Source organism: Caballeronia sp. LZ003, from assembly GCF_031451465.1.
GTDB lineage: Bacteria > Pseudomonadota > Gammaproteobacteria > Burkholderiales > Burkholderiaceae > Caballeronia.
Genome location: NZ_JARUXJ010000002.1, coordinates 532,269 through 546,618 on the forward strand (window position 1 = coordinate 532,269; position 14,350 = coordinate 546,618).

The 14,350-nt window shown below is 61.7% G+C and carries 12 protein-coding genes and 1 pseudogene; 7 read left to right on the forward strand and 6 right to left on the reverse strand.

The window, feature by feature from the left end:
* Window positions 1–178: 178 nt before the first annotated feature.
* The 3 genes from QCE79_RS17090 to QCE79_RS17100 are packed head-to-tail and all read left to right on the forward strand — an operon-like array spanning window position 179 to window position 3,672.
* The gene (locus QCE79_RS17090; protein WP_250469870.1) at window positions 179–1,801 is read left to right on the forward strand and encodes an ABC transporter substrate-binding protein; all 1,623 of its coding nucleotides are present in this window, start codon (window positions 179–181) and stop codon (window positions 1,799–1,801) included.
* Window positions 1,794–2,798 carry an ABC transporter permease gene (locus QCE79_RS17095; protein WP_250527457.1) on the forward strand — a complete coding sequence of 335 codons (1,005 nt, stop codon included), beginning with the start codon at window positions 1,794–1,796 and terminating at the stop codon, window positions 2,796–2,798. The genes QCE79_RS17090 and QCE79_RS17095 overlap by 8 nt, the downstream gene beginning before the upstream one ends.
* Window positions 2,799–2,808: 10 nt before the next feature.
* Window positions 2,809–3,672 (forward strand): ABC transporter permease, encoded by an 864-nt coding sequence (locus QCE79_RS17100; protein ID WP_250469872.1) that lies wholly within the window; start codon window positions 2,809–2,811, stop codon window positions 3,670–3,672.
* A gap of 12 nt (window positions 3,673–3,684) precedes the next feature.
* Here QCE79_RS17100 and QCE79_RS17105 read toward each other — a convergent pair whose 3' ends face one another.
* The gene (locus QCE79_RS17105) at window positions 3,685–5,397 is read right to left on the reverse strand and encodes an ABC transporter ATP-binding protein (RefSeq protein WP_309846579.1); all 1,713 of its coding nucleotides are present in this window, start codon (window positions 5,395–5,397) and stop codon (window positions 3,685–3,687) included.
* Window positions 5,398–5,611: 214 nt separating this feature from the next.
* Here QCE79_RS17105 and QCE79_RS17110 point away from each other — a divergent pair, with 214 nt between their 5' ends.
* Window positions 5,612–6,853, forward strand: a complete 1,242-nt coding sequence (locus QCE79_RS17110; protein ID WP_250469873.1) for an MFS transporter — start codon at window positions 5,612–5,614, stop codon at window positions 6,851–6,853.
* Window positions 6,854–6,928: 75 nt separating this feature from the next.
* On the opposite strand, the gene QCE79_RS17115 is transcribed toward QCE79_RS17110, so the two are convergent.
* On the reverse strand, window positions 6,929–8,083 hold the full coding sequence (locus QCE79_RS17115) for an alpha/beta hydrolase (protein WP_250469874.1): 1,155 nt from the start codon (window positions 8,081–8,083) through the stop codon (window positions 6,929–6,931).
* 253 nt (window positions 8,084–8,336) lie between these two features.
* On the opposite strand from QCE79_RS17115, the gene QCE79_RS17120 reads away from it, so the two are divergent.
* Window positions 8,337–9,269 (forward strand): DMT family transporter, encoded by a 933-nt coding sequence (locus QCE79_RS17120; protein ID WP_250511432.1) that lies wholly within the window; start codon window positions 8,337–8,339, stop codon window positions 9,267–9,269.
* A gap of 32 nt (window positions 9,270–9,301) precedes the next feature.
* Here the strand turns inward: QCE79_RS17120 and QCE79_RS17125 are convergent, their stop codons facing one another.
* Window positions 9,302–10,264 (reverse strand): bile acid:sodium symporter family protein, encoded by a 963-nt coding sequence (locus QCE79_RS17125; RefSeq protein WP_309846250.1) that lies wholly within the window; start codon window positions 10,262–10,264, stop codon window positions 9,302–9,304.
* A gap of 232 nt (window positions 10,265–10,496) precedes the next feature.
* Between QCE79_RS17125 and QCE79_RS39350 the strand changes: the two are divergent.
* Window positions 10,497–10,686: pseudogene (locus tag QCE79_RS39350) on the forward strand (helix-turn-helix transcriptional regulator); the annotation flags it as partial.
* 121 nt (window positions 10,687–10,807) lie between these two features.
* A complete protein-coding gene (locus QCE79_RS17135; RefSeq protein ID WP_309846253.1) occupies window positions 10,808–12,136 on the forward strand; it encodes a type II toxin-antitoxin system HipA family toxin in 1,329 nt (442 codons plus the stop codon).
* On the opposite strand, the gene QCE79_RS17140 is transcribed toward QCE79_RS17135, so the two are convergent.
* The 3 genes from QCE79_RS17140 to QCE79_RS17150 form a co-directional block, all read right to left on the reverse strand.
* Entirely contained in the window at window positions 12,133–13,455 is a 1,323-nt protein-coding gene (locus QCE79_RS17140) for a sorbosone dehydrogenase family protein (protein WP_309846255.1), read from the reverse strand. The genes QCE79_RS17135 and QCE79_RS17140 overlap by 4 nt on opposite strands.
* A complete protein-coding gene (locus tag QCE79_RS17145) occupies window positions 13,448–13,891 on the reverse strand; it encodes a DUF2231 domain-containing protein (protein WP_244831820.1) in 444 nt (147 codons plus the stop codon). Before QCE79_RS17145 ends, QCE79_RS17140 begins: the two co-directional genes overlap by 8 nt.
* Window positions 13,892–14,094: 203 nt before the next feature.
* Window positions 14,095–14,349 (reverse strand): hypothetical protein, encoded by a 255-nt coding sequence (locus QCE79_RS17150; RefSeq protein ID WP_309846259.1) that lies wholly within the window; start codon window positions 14,347–14,349, stop codon window positions 14,095–14,097.
* Window position 14,350 lies beyond the last annotated feature (1 nt).

Genomic DNA, 14,350 nt, shown 5'->3' on the forward strand with positions numbered 1-14,350 from the left:
GATGCGAAGCATGCCGCGTCATATGCACAGCACTTTTTATTGGTTCCTCACGTGGCGAGTCGTTGCTATCGTTCGCGATCCCGCAAGGTGCTCGCCCTGTCTTGCAGCGGCCATCTACCGCAACATCGAATCAACACTACGCAAATATCGCGCAACATCACAACAAGAGGAATCGCACGTGTCGACCAGCACAACACTCAGGCTCTGGCAGCGTTGGGCGCGCCCGCTCGCATTCGTGGCGCTCATCGCGGGATCGAGCCTGGCTCACGCAGAAACGCCCAAACGCGGCGGCACGCTCACCGTCATCTCGCAGCCCGAGCCTGTCATTCTGACGGCAGCACTGAGCACGTCTTCGCCGACGGGAACCTTCAGCACCAATGTCTTCGACGGCCTCATCGAATACGACAACGACTTTCATCTCAAGCCGGGACTCGCGGTCAAGTGGGCGCTTTCGACCGACGGCAAGACGCTCACGTTGAATCTGCGTCAGGGCGTGAAGTGGCACGACGGCAAACCCTTCACTTCCGCCGACGTGAAGTGGACGCTCGAAAACGTGTGGAAGAAATATCATCCGCGCAATCAGGCTCTGTTCGCCAACGCGGACCGCGTGGATACGCCGGACGATTACACCGTCATCATCCATTTTTCGAAGCCATCGCTTGCCGTGCTGAGTTCGCTCAACAGCAACGGCGCGCAAGTGTTGCCGAAGCATCTTTATGAAGGCACGGACGTCCTCAACAATCCGTATAACAACAAGCCAGTGGGCACGGGTCCATTCATTTTCCGCAAATGGGTGAAAGGCGACTACATTCTGCTCGAACGCAATCCGGACTACTGGGACAAGGGCAAGCCGTATCTCGACAAGGTGATCTATCGTGTGATTCCCGATGGCGGCGCACGCACCGCTGCGCTCGAAAAGGGCGAAGTGCAATACGCGCCGCTGAGCCCCGTACCCGCTCGCGACGCCCAACGTCTCGCGAAACTGCCGAACCTCAAGGTGGAAACGAAGGGTTATGAATGGCTCTCGCCGTGGCTCTTTCTCGACATCAACAACGATCGTCCTCAGTTGAAGGATGCGCGCGTGCGGCAGGCGCTTTATCTGGCCATCGATCGCAACGCGTATAACCGCGTGGTGTGGTCAGGCTTCGGCAAACCCGCGGTGAGCCCTGTCGTATCGACGCTCAAGGAGTTCTTCGAGCCCGACGTGCCGCAGTATCCCTACGACATTGCGAAGGCCAACGCGTTGCTCGATACGGCCGGTTACAAGGCAGGCCCCAACGGTACTCGCTTCAAGCTGACTATCGATTATCTGCCGTACGGTGACGAGTTTCTTCGCAGCGCGGAGTTCATCAAGCAAGCGTTCAAGAAAATCGGTATCGACGCGGATATCCGCAATCAGGACACGCCGACCTACACGCGCCGCATTTACGGCGACCGCGATTTCGACGTGACGATCCAGTGGTACGCAGGCTTCTCGGACCCGCAAGTGGGCGTGACGCGCGAGTATCAGTCGGACAGTATCGGCAAGAACATTCCCTTCACGAATGGCTCGGGGTATCGCAACGCCAAGGTCGATCAACTGATTCGCGATGCGCAAGCCTCCGGCGATCAAGCCGAACGCGTAACGCTTTTCAAAGCGTTCCAGCGTCAGGTGCAGACCGATCTGCCGTCGCTGCCGCTGCTCGAACTGCACTTCTTCACGGTGCAATCGGCCGACCTCAACGATACGGTAAGCGGCGTCGATCAGGTCTATGGCTCGTTCAAGAACGTGTGGTACACCGACCCTTCGAAGCATGAGTGAGCTCATCGCGACCGATACAAAGCGCACCGCGCGATGGCTCTCCATCGCGTTGAGTCGGCTCGGGCAACTCGTGGGCGTCGTGCTCGGCATTGCGGTCGTCAACTTCTTCCTGCTTCGGCTCGCCCCCGGCGATGCCGTGCAGGTCATCGCGGGCGAATCCGGCGGCGCGTCGGCGCAATACGTCGCCGCGTTGCGTCAGCAGTTCGGGCTCGATCAACCGCTCTGGGTGCAGTTTGCAAAGTACCTCGGACATCTCGCGCGCTTCGATCTCGGCTACTCGTTCCGCGAAGGCATGCCCGTCGCGCAGCTCATCTGGAACCGCGTGCCCGCCACGCTTTTGCTGATGGGCAGCGCAGTGCTGATCGCGGCCATCGTCGGACTGCTGCTCGGCGCGCTCGCTGCATGGTACGCGGGACGTTTCGTCGATGTCGTCATCTCCACGCTTTCGCTGCTTTGTTTCGCCACGCCGCTTTTCTGGACCGGGCTCATGCTGGTGGTCGTGTTCTCGGTGTGGCTCGACTGGCTGCCGGTCGGGGGTATGCAGACCATTTCCTCCGGGCTCACAGGCTGGGCGCATGTGCTGGATGTCGCACATCATCTTATTCTTCCCGCTGTCACGCTCGCGCTTTTCTACGTCGCCACGTATGCGCGTTTGATTCGCGCGACCGTCATCGAAGTACGTCGCGAGGATTATGTGCGCACCGCTATTGCGCGCGGCGTGCGGCCGTTGCGGCTCTTTCGCGTGCACGTGCTGCGCAATGCGCTCATTCCGTTCGTGACGATGCTCGGCATGCAGATCGGCTCGGTGATCGGCGGCGCGGTGGTAGTCGAAACGGTGTTTTCGTGGCCGGGGCTCGGGCGGCTCGCTTTCGATGCGCTCGTGCGGCGCGATCTCAACGTGCTGCTCGGCGTGCTGCTGTGCAGCTCGATTCTCGTCGTCCTCGTCAACTGGGCCACCGACGCCATCAACCGCTGGCTCGACCCGCGCATCTCCTGAGAACCGCACCATGTCCCAACTCTCCGCGCTGCAAAAGCCTCGCCGCTGGCATGCCGCTCTGCGCTTTCTGCGCGCGCCTTCCGCGTTGATCGGCGGCGTGCTGCTCGCGGCGATCATCGCGGTCGCGCTCTGTGCGCAGTGGCTGCGTCCCGGAGATCCACTAGAACTCGTCGCCGAACCATTTTTGCGTCCGGGGCAAGATGCGGCGTTTCCGCTCGGCACCGACATGCTGGGCCGCGATATCCTCTCGGGATTGTTGTATGGCGCACGCGCCTCGCTCGTGATCGCCGCGGCTTCGACGTTCATCAGCGTCGTCATCGGCGTGGTGGCGGGCCTTTTCGCTGGGTACTTCGGCGGCTGGCTCGATCGTGAAATCAATCGCGTCACCGTGTTCTTTCAGACGGTGCCGCCGTTTCTGTTCGCGCTCGCCATCGTCGCCATCGTGCAGCCTTCGGTGATGACGATTGCGCTCGCTATCGGCGTGACTTCGTGGCCGAACCTCGCGCGGCTGGTGCGCGCGGAAACGCAAAAGCTGCGGCACGGCGAGATGGTGCAGGCAAGCATCGCGCTTGGGGCGAGCGACCTGCGCATCATCGTGTCGGATGTCTTGCCCAATACGATGACGCCCGTGCTCGTGTCATCGACATTGCTGGTTGCCACCGCCATTCTCACGGAGTCCGCGCTTGCGTTTCTCGGGCTTGGCGACCCAAACGTGGCGAGCTGGGGCAACATGGTCGGCGCGGGCCGCGAAGTGCTGCGCACGGACTGGTATATCGCGACCTTGCCGGGTCTTGCTATCGTCGTTACGGTGCTTGCGCTCAATCTGCTCGGCGATGGTCTTGCTTCCTTGTTCGGCTTGCATGCGGAGCGTTGAGCGCTTAACTGTTTATGCGGCGATGGAATCGCTGCCCGCACGCTGCCGCTGCCCCGCCACCGATGCAATGAGCGTGCGCGTGTAAGCGTGCCTGGGCGCGTCCCAGATCTCGTCGTGCCCGCCGCTTTCGACGATGCGTCCATCTTTCATCACCAGCACGCGATCCGCCATGTAGCGAACGACAGCGAGATCGTGCGAGATGAAGAGCATCGACAGACCGAATTCATCCTTCAGATCGCTGAGCAAATTCAGTATCTGCGCCTGAATAGAGACATCGAGCGCGGATACCGGCTCGTCGCAGATCAGAAGCGCCGGTTCGAGTATCAACGCCCGCGCAATGCCGATGCGTTGCCGCTGCCCGCCCGAAAACTCGTGCGCATAACGACGCGCCGCGCCCGAAGGCAAACCGACTGCATCGAGCATCTTCATGATCCTTGCGTCGCGATCGCGGGTAGGAACGGTGCCCTGAACATCGAGCGCGAAATGCAGAATCTGCCCTACCGTCTTGCGCGGGTTCAACGATGCATAAGGGTCCTGAAACACCATCTGCATCTTGTGCCGATGCGACGCCAGCTCACGCCGCGTCAGCCGCGCGATATCGACGCCATCGAGCACGATGCGTCCGGCATCCGGCGTCAAAAGCCGCATGATGGTGCGCGAGAGCGTGGACTTGCCGCAACCCGATTCGCCGACCAGACCCACCGTCTCGCCACGCGCGATATCGAAGGAAATATCGTGCAGCACATGACGCGTGCCACGCGCTGTCGCGTAAGCCGTGTCGACCTTGTCGAGCGAGAGCAGCGGTCTTGCATCGTGGTCGATGGGCCGTGCCGAATGCGCCGCACGCGTCGGCACATGTAGCGTGAAATCCGTCGTGCCCGTGGCCGAAGCGAGCGCGCGAATTTCCGGCAAGCGCGCCTCACGATAATGCTTGTCGGCCGAGAGATGCAGCGCCGCGCCGCGCAATCCACGTGAATAGGCATGACGCGGATGATCGAGCACGTCGCGCGCCGAACCCTGTTCGAGCGCCTCGCCGCCATACATCACGACTACGCGATCCGCCCAGTCGGACACGATACCCAGATCGTGCGTGATGAGCAGCAATGCCATCGAAAGATCGCGCCGCAAGTTATCGAGCAGACGCAGGATGCCGGCCTGCACGGTGACATCGAGCGCGGTGGTGGGTTCATCGGCGATAAGAAGCGCGGGCTCGCAAGCGATGGCTGCGGCGATCATCGCGCGCTGGCGTTGTCCGCCGGAAAGATGATGCGGATAGTCGTCCGCCCGGCGCGCGGGTTCGGGAATGCGCACAAGATCGAGCAGTTCGACGGCACGCTTGCGCGCAGCGGCACGCGACATCGATGTATGAAGAATCAGCGCCTCGGCGACTTGTGCACCAATAGTCAGCACGGGATTGAGCGAAGTCATCGGCTCCTGAAAGATCATCGACATGCGGCGGCCACGCAGGTCCGCGAGCTTGCGTTCCGGCGCCGACAAAAGATCGATGCCATCGAAGAGCGCTGCGCCGCCGGTCTTCGCATGCTTCGGCAGAAGGCGCATGAGCGACATCGCCGTAGTGGACTTGCCGCAGCCCGATTCGCCGACGAGCGCCACCGCCTGCCCCGCCGCGATGTCGAACGACAGCTTGCGCACCGCGCGATGCGCGCCGTAGTCGACATCGAGGTGACGCACTTGAAGAAGCGGAGAAGTGGAGTTGCTGGGCATGAGACGCGGATAAAAGCCAAAGCCTCGAAAGTAGCGCAGCGCCGCCAAAAATAGAACCAAGCACTTCTGCTAAGAACATGCATGGCATTGCTAACCCGGCCCCATAAGCCGCGTTTGGGTCACTTGTGCAGAAGATGAAAGGCAGTGTTATGTTGCCGGCAAAGATGCTTGAAGATAAGCCCGCACCCACTTCTAATCCGGATCGAAAAACGCCATGCTGATGGAAGACTCGACGCTCGAACGCGCCACGCCCCTGACCGACGACAAAAACTCGTCGCTGCGTCAGTGGCTCGCGGTCGCCGCCGTGACGATTGGCGCGTTCGCGTTCGTCACCACTGAATTTTTACCCGTTGGATTGCTTCCTCACGTCGCGCACGACTTGAACATTCTCCCCGGCGTGGCGGGATTGATGGTGACCATTCCCGGCATCGTCGCGGCCATTTCGGCACCCGCTTTGATGCTCGGCGCGGGACGCATGGACCGGCGGCATGTGTTCCTGTTGCTCACCGCGTTGCTCTTGTGCTCGAACCTGCTGTCGGCGTTCGCACCGAATCTCGTTGTCATGCTGCTTGGCCGCGCGCTTCTGGGCGCCGCGCTCGGCGGCTTCTGGACGCTCGCGACATCGGCGGCGGGAAGGCTCGTCGAGGCGAAAGACAGTGCACGCGCAATGGCCGCCATTCTCACCGGCGTGACGTGCGCGACGGTCATTGGCGTGCCGCTCGGTACGTTCATCGCGAGCGTGGCGTCTTGGCGCGTGTCGTTTCTGGCGACGGGAGGGCTCGTTGCCGTCGCGCTCGTCGCGCAGTGGTTGCTCGTGCCTTCGTTGCCATCGGCTGCGGCTTTGCGCTTCGGCGATCTGACGGCGCTTCTCAAGCACTCGCATCCGCGCAGAAGTCTTTTGATGGTGGCGCTCGTCTTCGGCGCGCACTTTTCTTCCTACACGTATGTAACGCCCTTCTTGCTCGGCGATGCACACCTCGACATGGCGACGGTCACGTGGCTTCTGCTCGGCTTTGGCATCATCGGGTTCTTCTCGAATTTCGCGGCGTCGTCCGCCGTGCAGCGCAATCTCAAGGGCACGCTTCTCACGATGGTGTCGCTCCTTATGTTCGCGCTGCTGCTGATGCCGATCCTGCGGCATTCGTCGCTCGCGGTCAGCGCGGTTGTGCTGGCGTGGGGTATTGCATTCGGCGCGCTGCCGCTGTGCTTCAGCATGTGGATTCAGCGCGCGACGCCCGAGCATCCGGAGGCGGGATCGGCGCTTTTCGTGAGCATCATCCAAGTGGCGATTGCGATGGGTTCGTTCGTCGGCGGCGCGGTCGTCGATCGCGCGAGCATTCCGACGGACTTCATGGTGGGCGGTGCGCTGGCGTTGCTGGGACTTGCGACGCTTGCAGGCATCGGCGCGGAGGCACGGCCTGTTGCCGCGGCTTGCAACGTGCCGTGCGAGGAATGACATTCAACCCATGAGCCACGAGGCGCACGCGGGAAACATCGAAGCCGTCCCGCGTGCGAATCACATCACCCGCGCTTACTGACCTGTGCCAAAAGCCTGCTGCAAGCGCGTCCCCGCATACTGCTGCGCATCTTTCGCCTTCTGCACCACAGCCGCCGTGCCGAAGAACTCGTGCGTCACGCCGTCATAGACGCGACGATCGACCGGCCCGTTCACCGCTGCAATCGCCTTCTGCAACTGCGCGCCATCGTCACGCAAAGGATCGATACGCGCGTTGATGATGGTGACCGGCGGCAAGCCCGCGAGATTGGCGTGAACCAGGTCGAGACGCGTGTCCTGCTTGTCGGCCGGCGTGCGCAAGAGCTTGTCGAGGAACCACGCGATCATCGGCTTGTTGAGCGGCTTGGCCACTGCGTTCTCGATATACGACTCCGTGTTCATGCTGCCCGTTTGCGCCACCGGATACACGGCGATCACGGCAAGCGGCTTCGGCGCATTCGCATCGCGTGCGGCGATGGCCGTCGCGACCGCGAGATTGCCACCCGCGCTTTCGCCCGCGAGCGCAAGCCTCTTCGGGTCGCCGCCAAGCGAAGCGGCGTGGCTTGCCACCCACTTGTACGACGCGAAGGCGTCATCCCACGCGGCGGGAAAGCGCGCCTCGGGCGCACGCCGGTAATCGACCGATACGACGATTGCATTGGCCGCCTTCGCAAGTCCGCGCGCGCCGCCGTCATAGACCTTGCGATCCGCGATTACCCAGCCGCCCCCATGAAAATACGTCACGACGGGAAACGGGCCATTGCCTGCGGGCTTGTACACCGTCGCGGGCAAGCTGCCGGCCGCGCCCTGCACGGTAATGTCGCGGCTCGTGACGCCCGGTACCAACGCTTGCGGCGAAGTGCTGCGACCCTGCGTCTTCAACACGGAGTTGACAGCATCGGCGATAGTAGGTTGAGCGCGCGCCGTCGGCACATCGACCTTCTCGATGGCCTTCGGATCGAGTGCCGCATAAGCGTCGAGCACGGTCTTCATGTCGTCGTCCGCGCGCACGGCCGCGGTTGCATTGGCGACCGCGTTCGCCACGGGTGACGGCTTGTCCGGTGCGCTGTTGCATGCTGCAAGAGAGAACGACAAGCAAGCAGCCACACCGAATGCGGCACGACGCATGAGTTTCGGGGCGGGCGTTCGAAGGGCGGGTCGGACGTTATGATCGAGGTCGAGGTCACGCATAGGTGGGCTCCGTAGGCAGTCCGCGCGTGGGTTCGCGAGAATGTCTTCGCGAATGTGCAAGACGCGGCTAATGCTATTTTTGTGAGAGAAAGTGCTCGTCATGCGAAGGCTTTCAACAGTGCCTTAGCTCGTAAGCAAGAGCAGACGTTGTTCCCGGCAAAGCCATACGTGGAAGGCATTGAACCGTCCACGTCTTGTCGAACGCGCGTTTGCTCCGGTCGCAAGACGATCAAAACCTAAAGGGAAGCGAGACATGGCACAGGGGCCGAACGCGCATCGCGTCACGCAGGAAGCAGCACAAGATGGCGGACGCTGGCTTGCCATCGGCGGTCCGATTGTCTTTTTGCTTTTGTGGTCCGCGGGCTTTCCCGTCGCCAAGACCGGCCTGCACTACGCCTCGCCGCTCACGTTTCTCTCGATACGCTTTGCGCTCAGCATCGCGGTGCTCATCGGCGTGTGCGTGTTCAGACGGCCGCTCTGGCCAAGCGACATGCGAAGCTGGCGTTACCTGGTCGTCATGGGCCTGCTCGTGCAGGTGATGTACTTCGGCCTCAGCTATCTGTCGATGACAGCGGGCATTGCAACGTCATGGCTTGCGCTGATCGTTTCGTTGCAGCCGATACTCGTGAGCGTGCTTGCGCCATCGCTGACCGGTGAGCGTATTGGCGTGCGGCAATGGCTGGGCTTGATACTCGCGCTCGGCGGCTCGGCCGGCGTGATCCTGTCGCGCGGCACGCTGCACGCATCGGCACTCGGGCCGGTATTGCTCGCGGTGGGCGCGCTAATCGGCATCACGGCCGCGATGTTGTACGAGAAACGCGCGGGCACCGCGCAGGACCCGCTCACGTCGAACCTCGTTCAATATGCAGTGGGCTTCGCGTGCTGTGCGCCGATGGCGTTCTTCTTCGAGCGCACGGAAGTGCAGTGGAACCCGACGCTCGCCGTCACGCTCGCTTATCTCGTGATCGGCAACTCGCTGATCGCGATCACGCTGCTGCTCGCATTGACACGCGCCGGAAAGGTGTCGCAAGTAGCGGCGCTGTTCTTCTTCGTGCCGCCCGGCGCGGCAATCATGTCGTACTTCATTCTCGGCGAAGTGTTGCCGACAATGGCCTGGTGGGCGATGGGCGTCGCCGTTCTCGGTGTGGCCATCGCGACGTGGAAAGGTCGGGGCGCCAAAAACTAGCGCGCCTCGAAGCGCACCACGCATCGTGCAAGTCAGTTTCGTTTTGCAGCGACGACCGCGGCCGTATCCGTATCGCGTGTCGAACCCTTCGCCGGACGGCCGGCCCAATAACCCGCGAGCATCGAGCCCGAGAGGTTGTGCCACACGGAGAACAGGGCGCCGGGCAAGGCCGCTATCGGCGTGAAATAAAGCTTGCCGAGCGTAGCCGCGAGCCCCGAATTCTGCATGCCCACTTCGATAGCGAGCGTGCGGCACACGGCCTCGTCGAAGCCGAGCAAGCGACCGCCCCAATAGCCGCTCAGGAGCCCGATGCCGTTATGCATCACCACGCCGAACGCGACCACGAGCCCGACCGACGCAATACTCTTCTGCGTCCCGCCGACCACGGCGGCAATGATGAGCAGAATAGATACCATCGACACGAGCGGCAGCAGCCATTCGATCTTGCGCACGAACTTCTCGAACAGATGATTCACGATAAGTCCGACCACGATAGGCAGCGCGACGATCTGCAGGATGCTCATCAACATGCCGTGGACATCGACCGAGATTGACGCATCGACATAAAGGCGCGTGAGCAGCGGCGTCGCGAACACGCCGACGAGTGTCGAGAGCGCGCTGATGGTCACCGACAAGGCGACGTCGCCGCGCGCCAGATAAATCATGACGTTGGACGCCGTGCCGCTCGCCACGCTGCCAACCAGGACCATGCCCGCCGTCAGATCGGGCGGCATGTGCAACGCCTTCGCGATAGCCCACGCGGCAAGCGGCATGACGAGGTAATGCAGCACGATGCCCGCGATTACCGGCGCGGGACGCGTGAAGACGCGCCGGAAGTCGTCGACGGAGAGCGTTACGCCCATCGACAGCATGATGATGGTCAGGAGCGTGGTGACATGCGGCGCAATGCCCGTGACGGACGAAGGCGAATAGTAGGCGGCAACGGAGACCAGAACGGCCCAGAGCGGAAACAGGCGGGTGATGCGGGCAAGCATGAAAGGCGGTCCTTGAATGTCGTGGCGTGTCGTGGTCTGTCGATGCGGGCGAAAAACGTCGAATTTTAACCGGCACGGGCTAAGGTTTTCTGAAAATGCTTAATTGGGTCAGACTTTTTCGAAAAACAGGTTTTAGGCTGTTTTTACTATTTACAGTCTAAAACTTGTTTTTTGCTTTAACAGGTCATAAACTGTATAAACGCTTAACAGTCTTAAGACTGTAGGGATCTTCGTGGACTATCCGGTAAAGACGCTCAGCCAATTGCGGCCCATCCTCAAAGGCTTTCGCAAAGCCGCCGGGCTGACTCAGGCAAGCATGGCCGCGCAATTGGGCGTGACGCAGCAGACCTATGCGCAACTGGAAGCCAATCCCGCTGCGGCAAGCATGGAGCGCATGTTCAAAGTCTTGCGCGTGCTGGGCGTCGAGATGATGCTGACGGATGGCGTCATAGCGGACAAAGTCCCGCCCATCACGAAGAAAATCGCGGCGAAGGCAACGTCGGCGCGGGCCAGAGCCGCGAAAAAGCGGGAGAACTGGTAAGCATGGCGCGCCGCACCGACTCGAACCGGCTCGACCTTTGGATGAACGGACTGCCCGTAGGCCACTGGGAATCCAGCACTGGTGGCGAGCGCCTCGTCTATCGCGATGAGTGGATTGCCGACCCGCAAGGCCGTCCGCTCTCGCTGTCGCTGCCGTTCACGCCGGGCAACCAGCCGTATCGCGGGCAAGTCGTCGCGAACTTTTTCGACAACCTTCTGCCCGACAGCGAGCCAATCCGCCGTCGCATTGCCATGCGTTATCGAACGGGCGGCACGGCGCCGTTTCAGCTGCTCGCGCAGTTGGGTCGCGACTGCGTCGGCGCCCTTCAAATGCTGCCGCCCGGAGAGACGCCGGTCGATCTCGAAAGCATAACGGGACGCGCGATGAGCGAATCGCAGATCGCCCGGCTGCTGCGCGAGACGACCGCCACGCCGCAACTCGGACAACACGAACCGCTCGATGACCTGCGTCTCTCGATAGCAGGCGCGCAAGAAAAGACCGCCCTGCTTCGGCGCGGCAAGCAGTGGCTATTGCCCGAGGGCAGCACGCCGACCACGCACATTTTCAAATTGCCGCTTGGGCTCGTCGGCAACATGCGAGCGGACATGCGGACATCGGTGGAGAACGAATGGCTTTGCTCGAAGATCGTCGCGGCATTCGGGCTGGCTATCGCGCGGTGCGAGATCGAAGTCTTCGAAGATCAGAAAGTGCTCGTCGTCGAACGGTTCGATCGCCGTCTGTCGAGCGACAAGCGCTGGATTTTGCGGCTCCCGCAAGAGGATATGTGTCAGGCCACCGGCACGCCCGCGCTACAAAAGTACGAAGCGGATGGCGGACCGGGAATCGGCCATGTCATGGAAGTGCTGTCGGGCTCGGGGCGCGCGGCCGACGACCGGCGCGACTTCTTCATGGCGCAGTTGGTTTTCTGGCTGCTCGCCGCCACCGATGGTCACGCGAAGAACTTCAGCATCGCGCATCTGCCCGGCAATCGTTACGAATCGACGCCGCTTTATGACGTGCTGTCCGCGCATCCGATCATCGGACGGGGACGCAATCAGCTTGCCGCGCAGCGCGCGAAACTCGCCATGGCCGTGCATGGCAAGAACATTCATTACGTCATCGCCGAGATTTTGCCGCGTCACTGGATCGCGCAAGGGCGCACAGTCGGACTCGCCGCGCCGGAAGTCGAAGCGCTGATCGCCGAAGTCACGGCGCGCACCGAACAAGTCGTCGATGAAGTCGCGAGCGTGCTGCCCCGCGACTTCCCGATGGACATTGCCGAAGCGATTTTCAACGGCATGCGGCGTCTCTGCAACAAGCTCGCAGGCTAGCCGCCCGCGCCCGTCACGCGCCAAACGGTATTGCCGGCATCGTCCGCAAAGACGAGTCCGCCGTCCTTGTCCTGAGTCAGGCCGACAGGCGCGCCGCGCAGTTCCTTCTCATCATCGGAAACGAAGCCTGTTACCACGGGCTTGGGCGTGCCTACAGGCTTGCCGTTCTCGAACGCGATATACGTCACCGCATACCCCGACAGCGGCGAGCGATCCCAACTGCCATGCTCGCCGATAAACACGCCACCGCGATACTGCGCCGGCAAATTGCTGCCCGTATAGAACATCAGCCCGAGCGGCGCGACGTGCGAACCGATTGCGTAATCCGGCGGAATAGCCTTTGCGACGAGATCGGGACGCTGCTCCTTGACGCGCGTATCGACATGCTGGCCGTAGTAGCTATAAGGCCAGCCATAGAAAGCGCCATCCTTTACCGAAGTCAGATAGTCCGGCACGAGGTCCGCGCCAATCTCATCGCGTTCGTTGGCCACGGTCCAGAGTTGCCCCGTCTTCGGTTCCCATTGCAAGCCGGTCGGGTTGCGAATGCCTGCCGCAAAGATACGGCTCGCGCCGGTCGCGACATCCACTTCGAGCACGTTCGCGCGCCGATACTCCACGTCGAGTCCGTTCTCGCCGACGTTGCTGTTCGACCCGACGCCCACATAAAGTTTCTTGCCATCGCGGCTCGCGAGCAGCGCCTTGGTCCAGTGATGGTTCACGCGATCAGGCAGATCGGCGAGCTCGACGCCTTCCGCCGAGATGCTCGTTTCGCCCGTCGTGTACGGGAACTTGAGCAGCGCGTCCGTATCGGCGACATAGAGCGTGTCGCCTATCAACTGCATGCCGAAGGGCGAATGCAGATGGTCGATGAACACGTGCTTTTCCCATTCCCCGCTGCCATCGCCACGCTTTCTGAGCAACGTGATGCGGTTCGCGCCCTTCGATTCCTTGCCTGAGCGGCTCTGGACCATGCCCGCGATCAACTGCTTCGGCGTGGTGACCGGCTCCGCGTTCGGGCTGCCCGATTCGGCCACGAGAATGTCGCCATTCGGAAGCGCATACACCTGCCGCGGATGCTCGAGGTCAGACGCGATCTTCTCGATCTTCAGTCCGTCCGCGACCTTGGGCGTTTCGTTGTCTTTCCAGCCCGCGAACTTCGGGACTTGCATCGGCGGAGTAAAGAAGCTCTTGGCGGTAGGCAGTGGCGGATTCGCGCCAGCCTGATGCGCGCTGTCGTATTCGGCGTGCTCGTTGCATCCCGCAAAGAGTGCTGCAATAGAGAGCGCGATAACGCTCGTCAAAGTGGTTTGCTTAGTCACGAGCCGCCTCCTGGAAGCCGAATTTATCGAAGGCAAGCGCGATATGTCCAACGCTCAACAGCACCACGGTGATAACCGAAAGAATCACGCCGAGCGGCACGATTCCATAACCGTCGCGGCTATGCACGAACGCGTTGACGACCGCCGCGATGATGCCGAGCAGGTTGAGCCAGAAGTCGAGCTTCTCGGTGCGCGTGACGACGTGGCGTGAGCCGAACCACACATGCCCGAGATTGATGAAGCGCGGAATGATCGCGAGGATGAGCCCCGTCGTGACGAGCCACGCGGCGCCCTTCGCCCAGAACACGTTGGCGGTGATGACGAAGATGATGTCGAAAATCAGCGTCCCGACGAAGAGTCCGTAGGGAATGGGATTGAGTAAATCGAAGAGGGCTGTCGCCGTCCGCGATCGATATCTCAGGCTGGTCGTGCTCATGAGTGAGTACCCCAAAAAAAGATTAGGCAGTGGGCCGTGCATCGGTTGCGGAAGGCGGCGTGCATTGCCTTCTGACTCCGTATGAACAGCACATCACATGCCCGATTTTGGGGAACGCTTACATGATCGATTAGACAACGAGCAGGCTTGCCACTTTGCAAGCGTGCCGTCAGGTGACAGTCGGCTATCGGTGTGTCACGGGTTCAGACGCCGCGCCCGAGATGCTTCAGTTCGAGCTGCGTAATGGTTCGCTGCAAGGCGCGTTCAGCGCAGCCGCTCAGGTCGACGAAGCGGCAACCGAGAATCGCGCGGCGCTCGCCGGTCTGCATGAGTTCGTAACGCGGCGCGGCGATCTCGAGGTCGACGCTCACTTCGCCGAATGCGCCCATCCGCAGGGTGACGCCTCGCCAGACGCCGCCACGTTCGGCGGTTTCGAAGCGATCATCGGAGACACGCAAG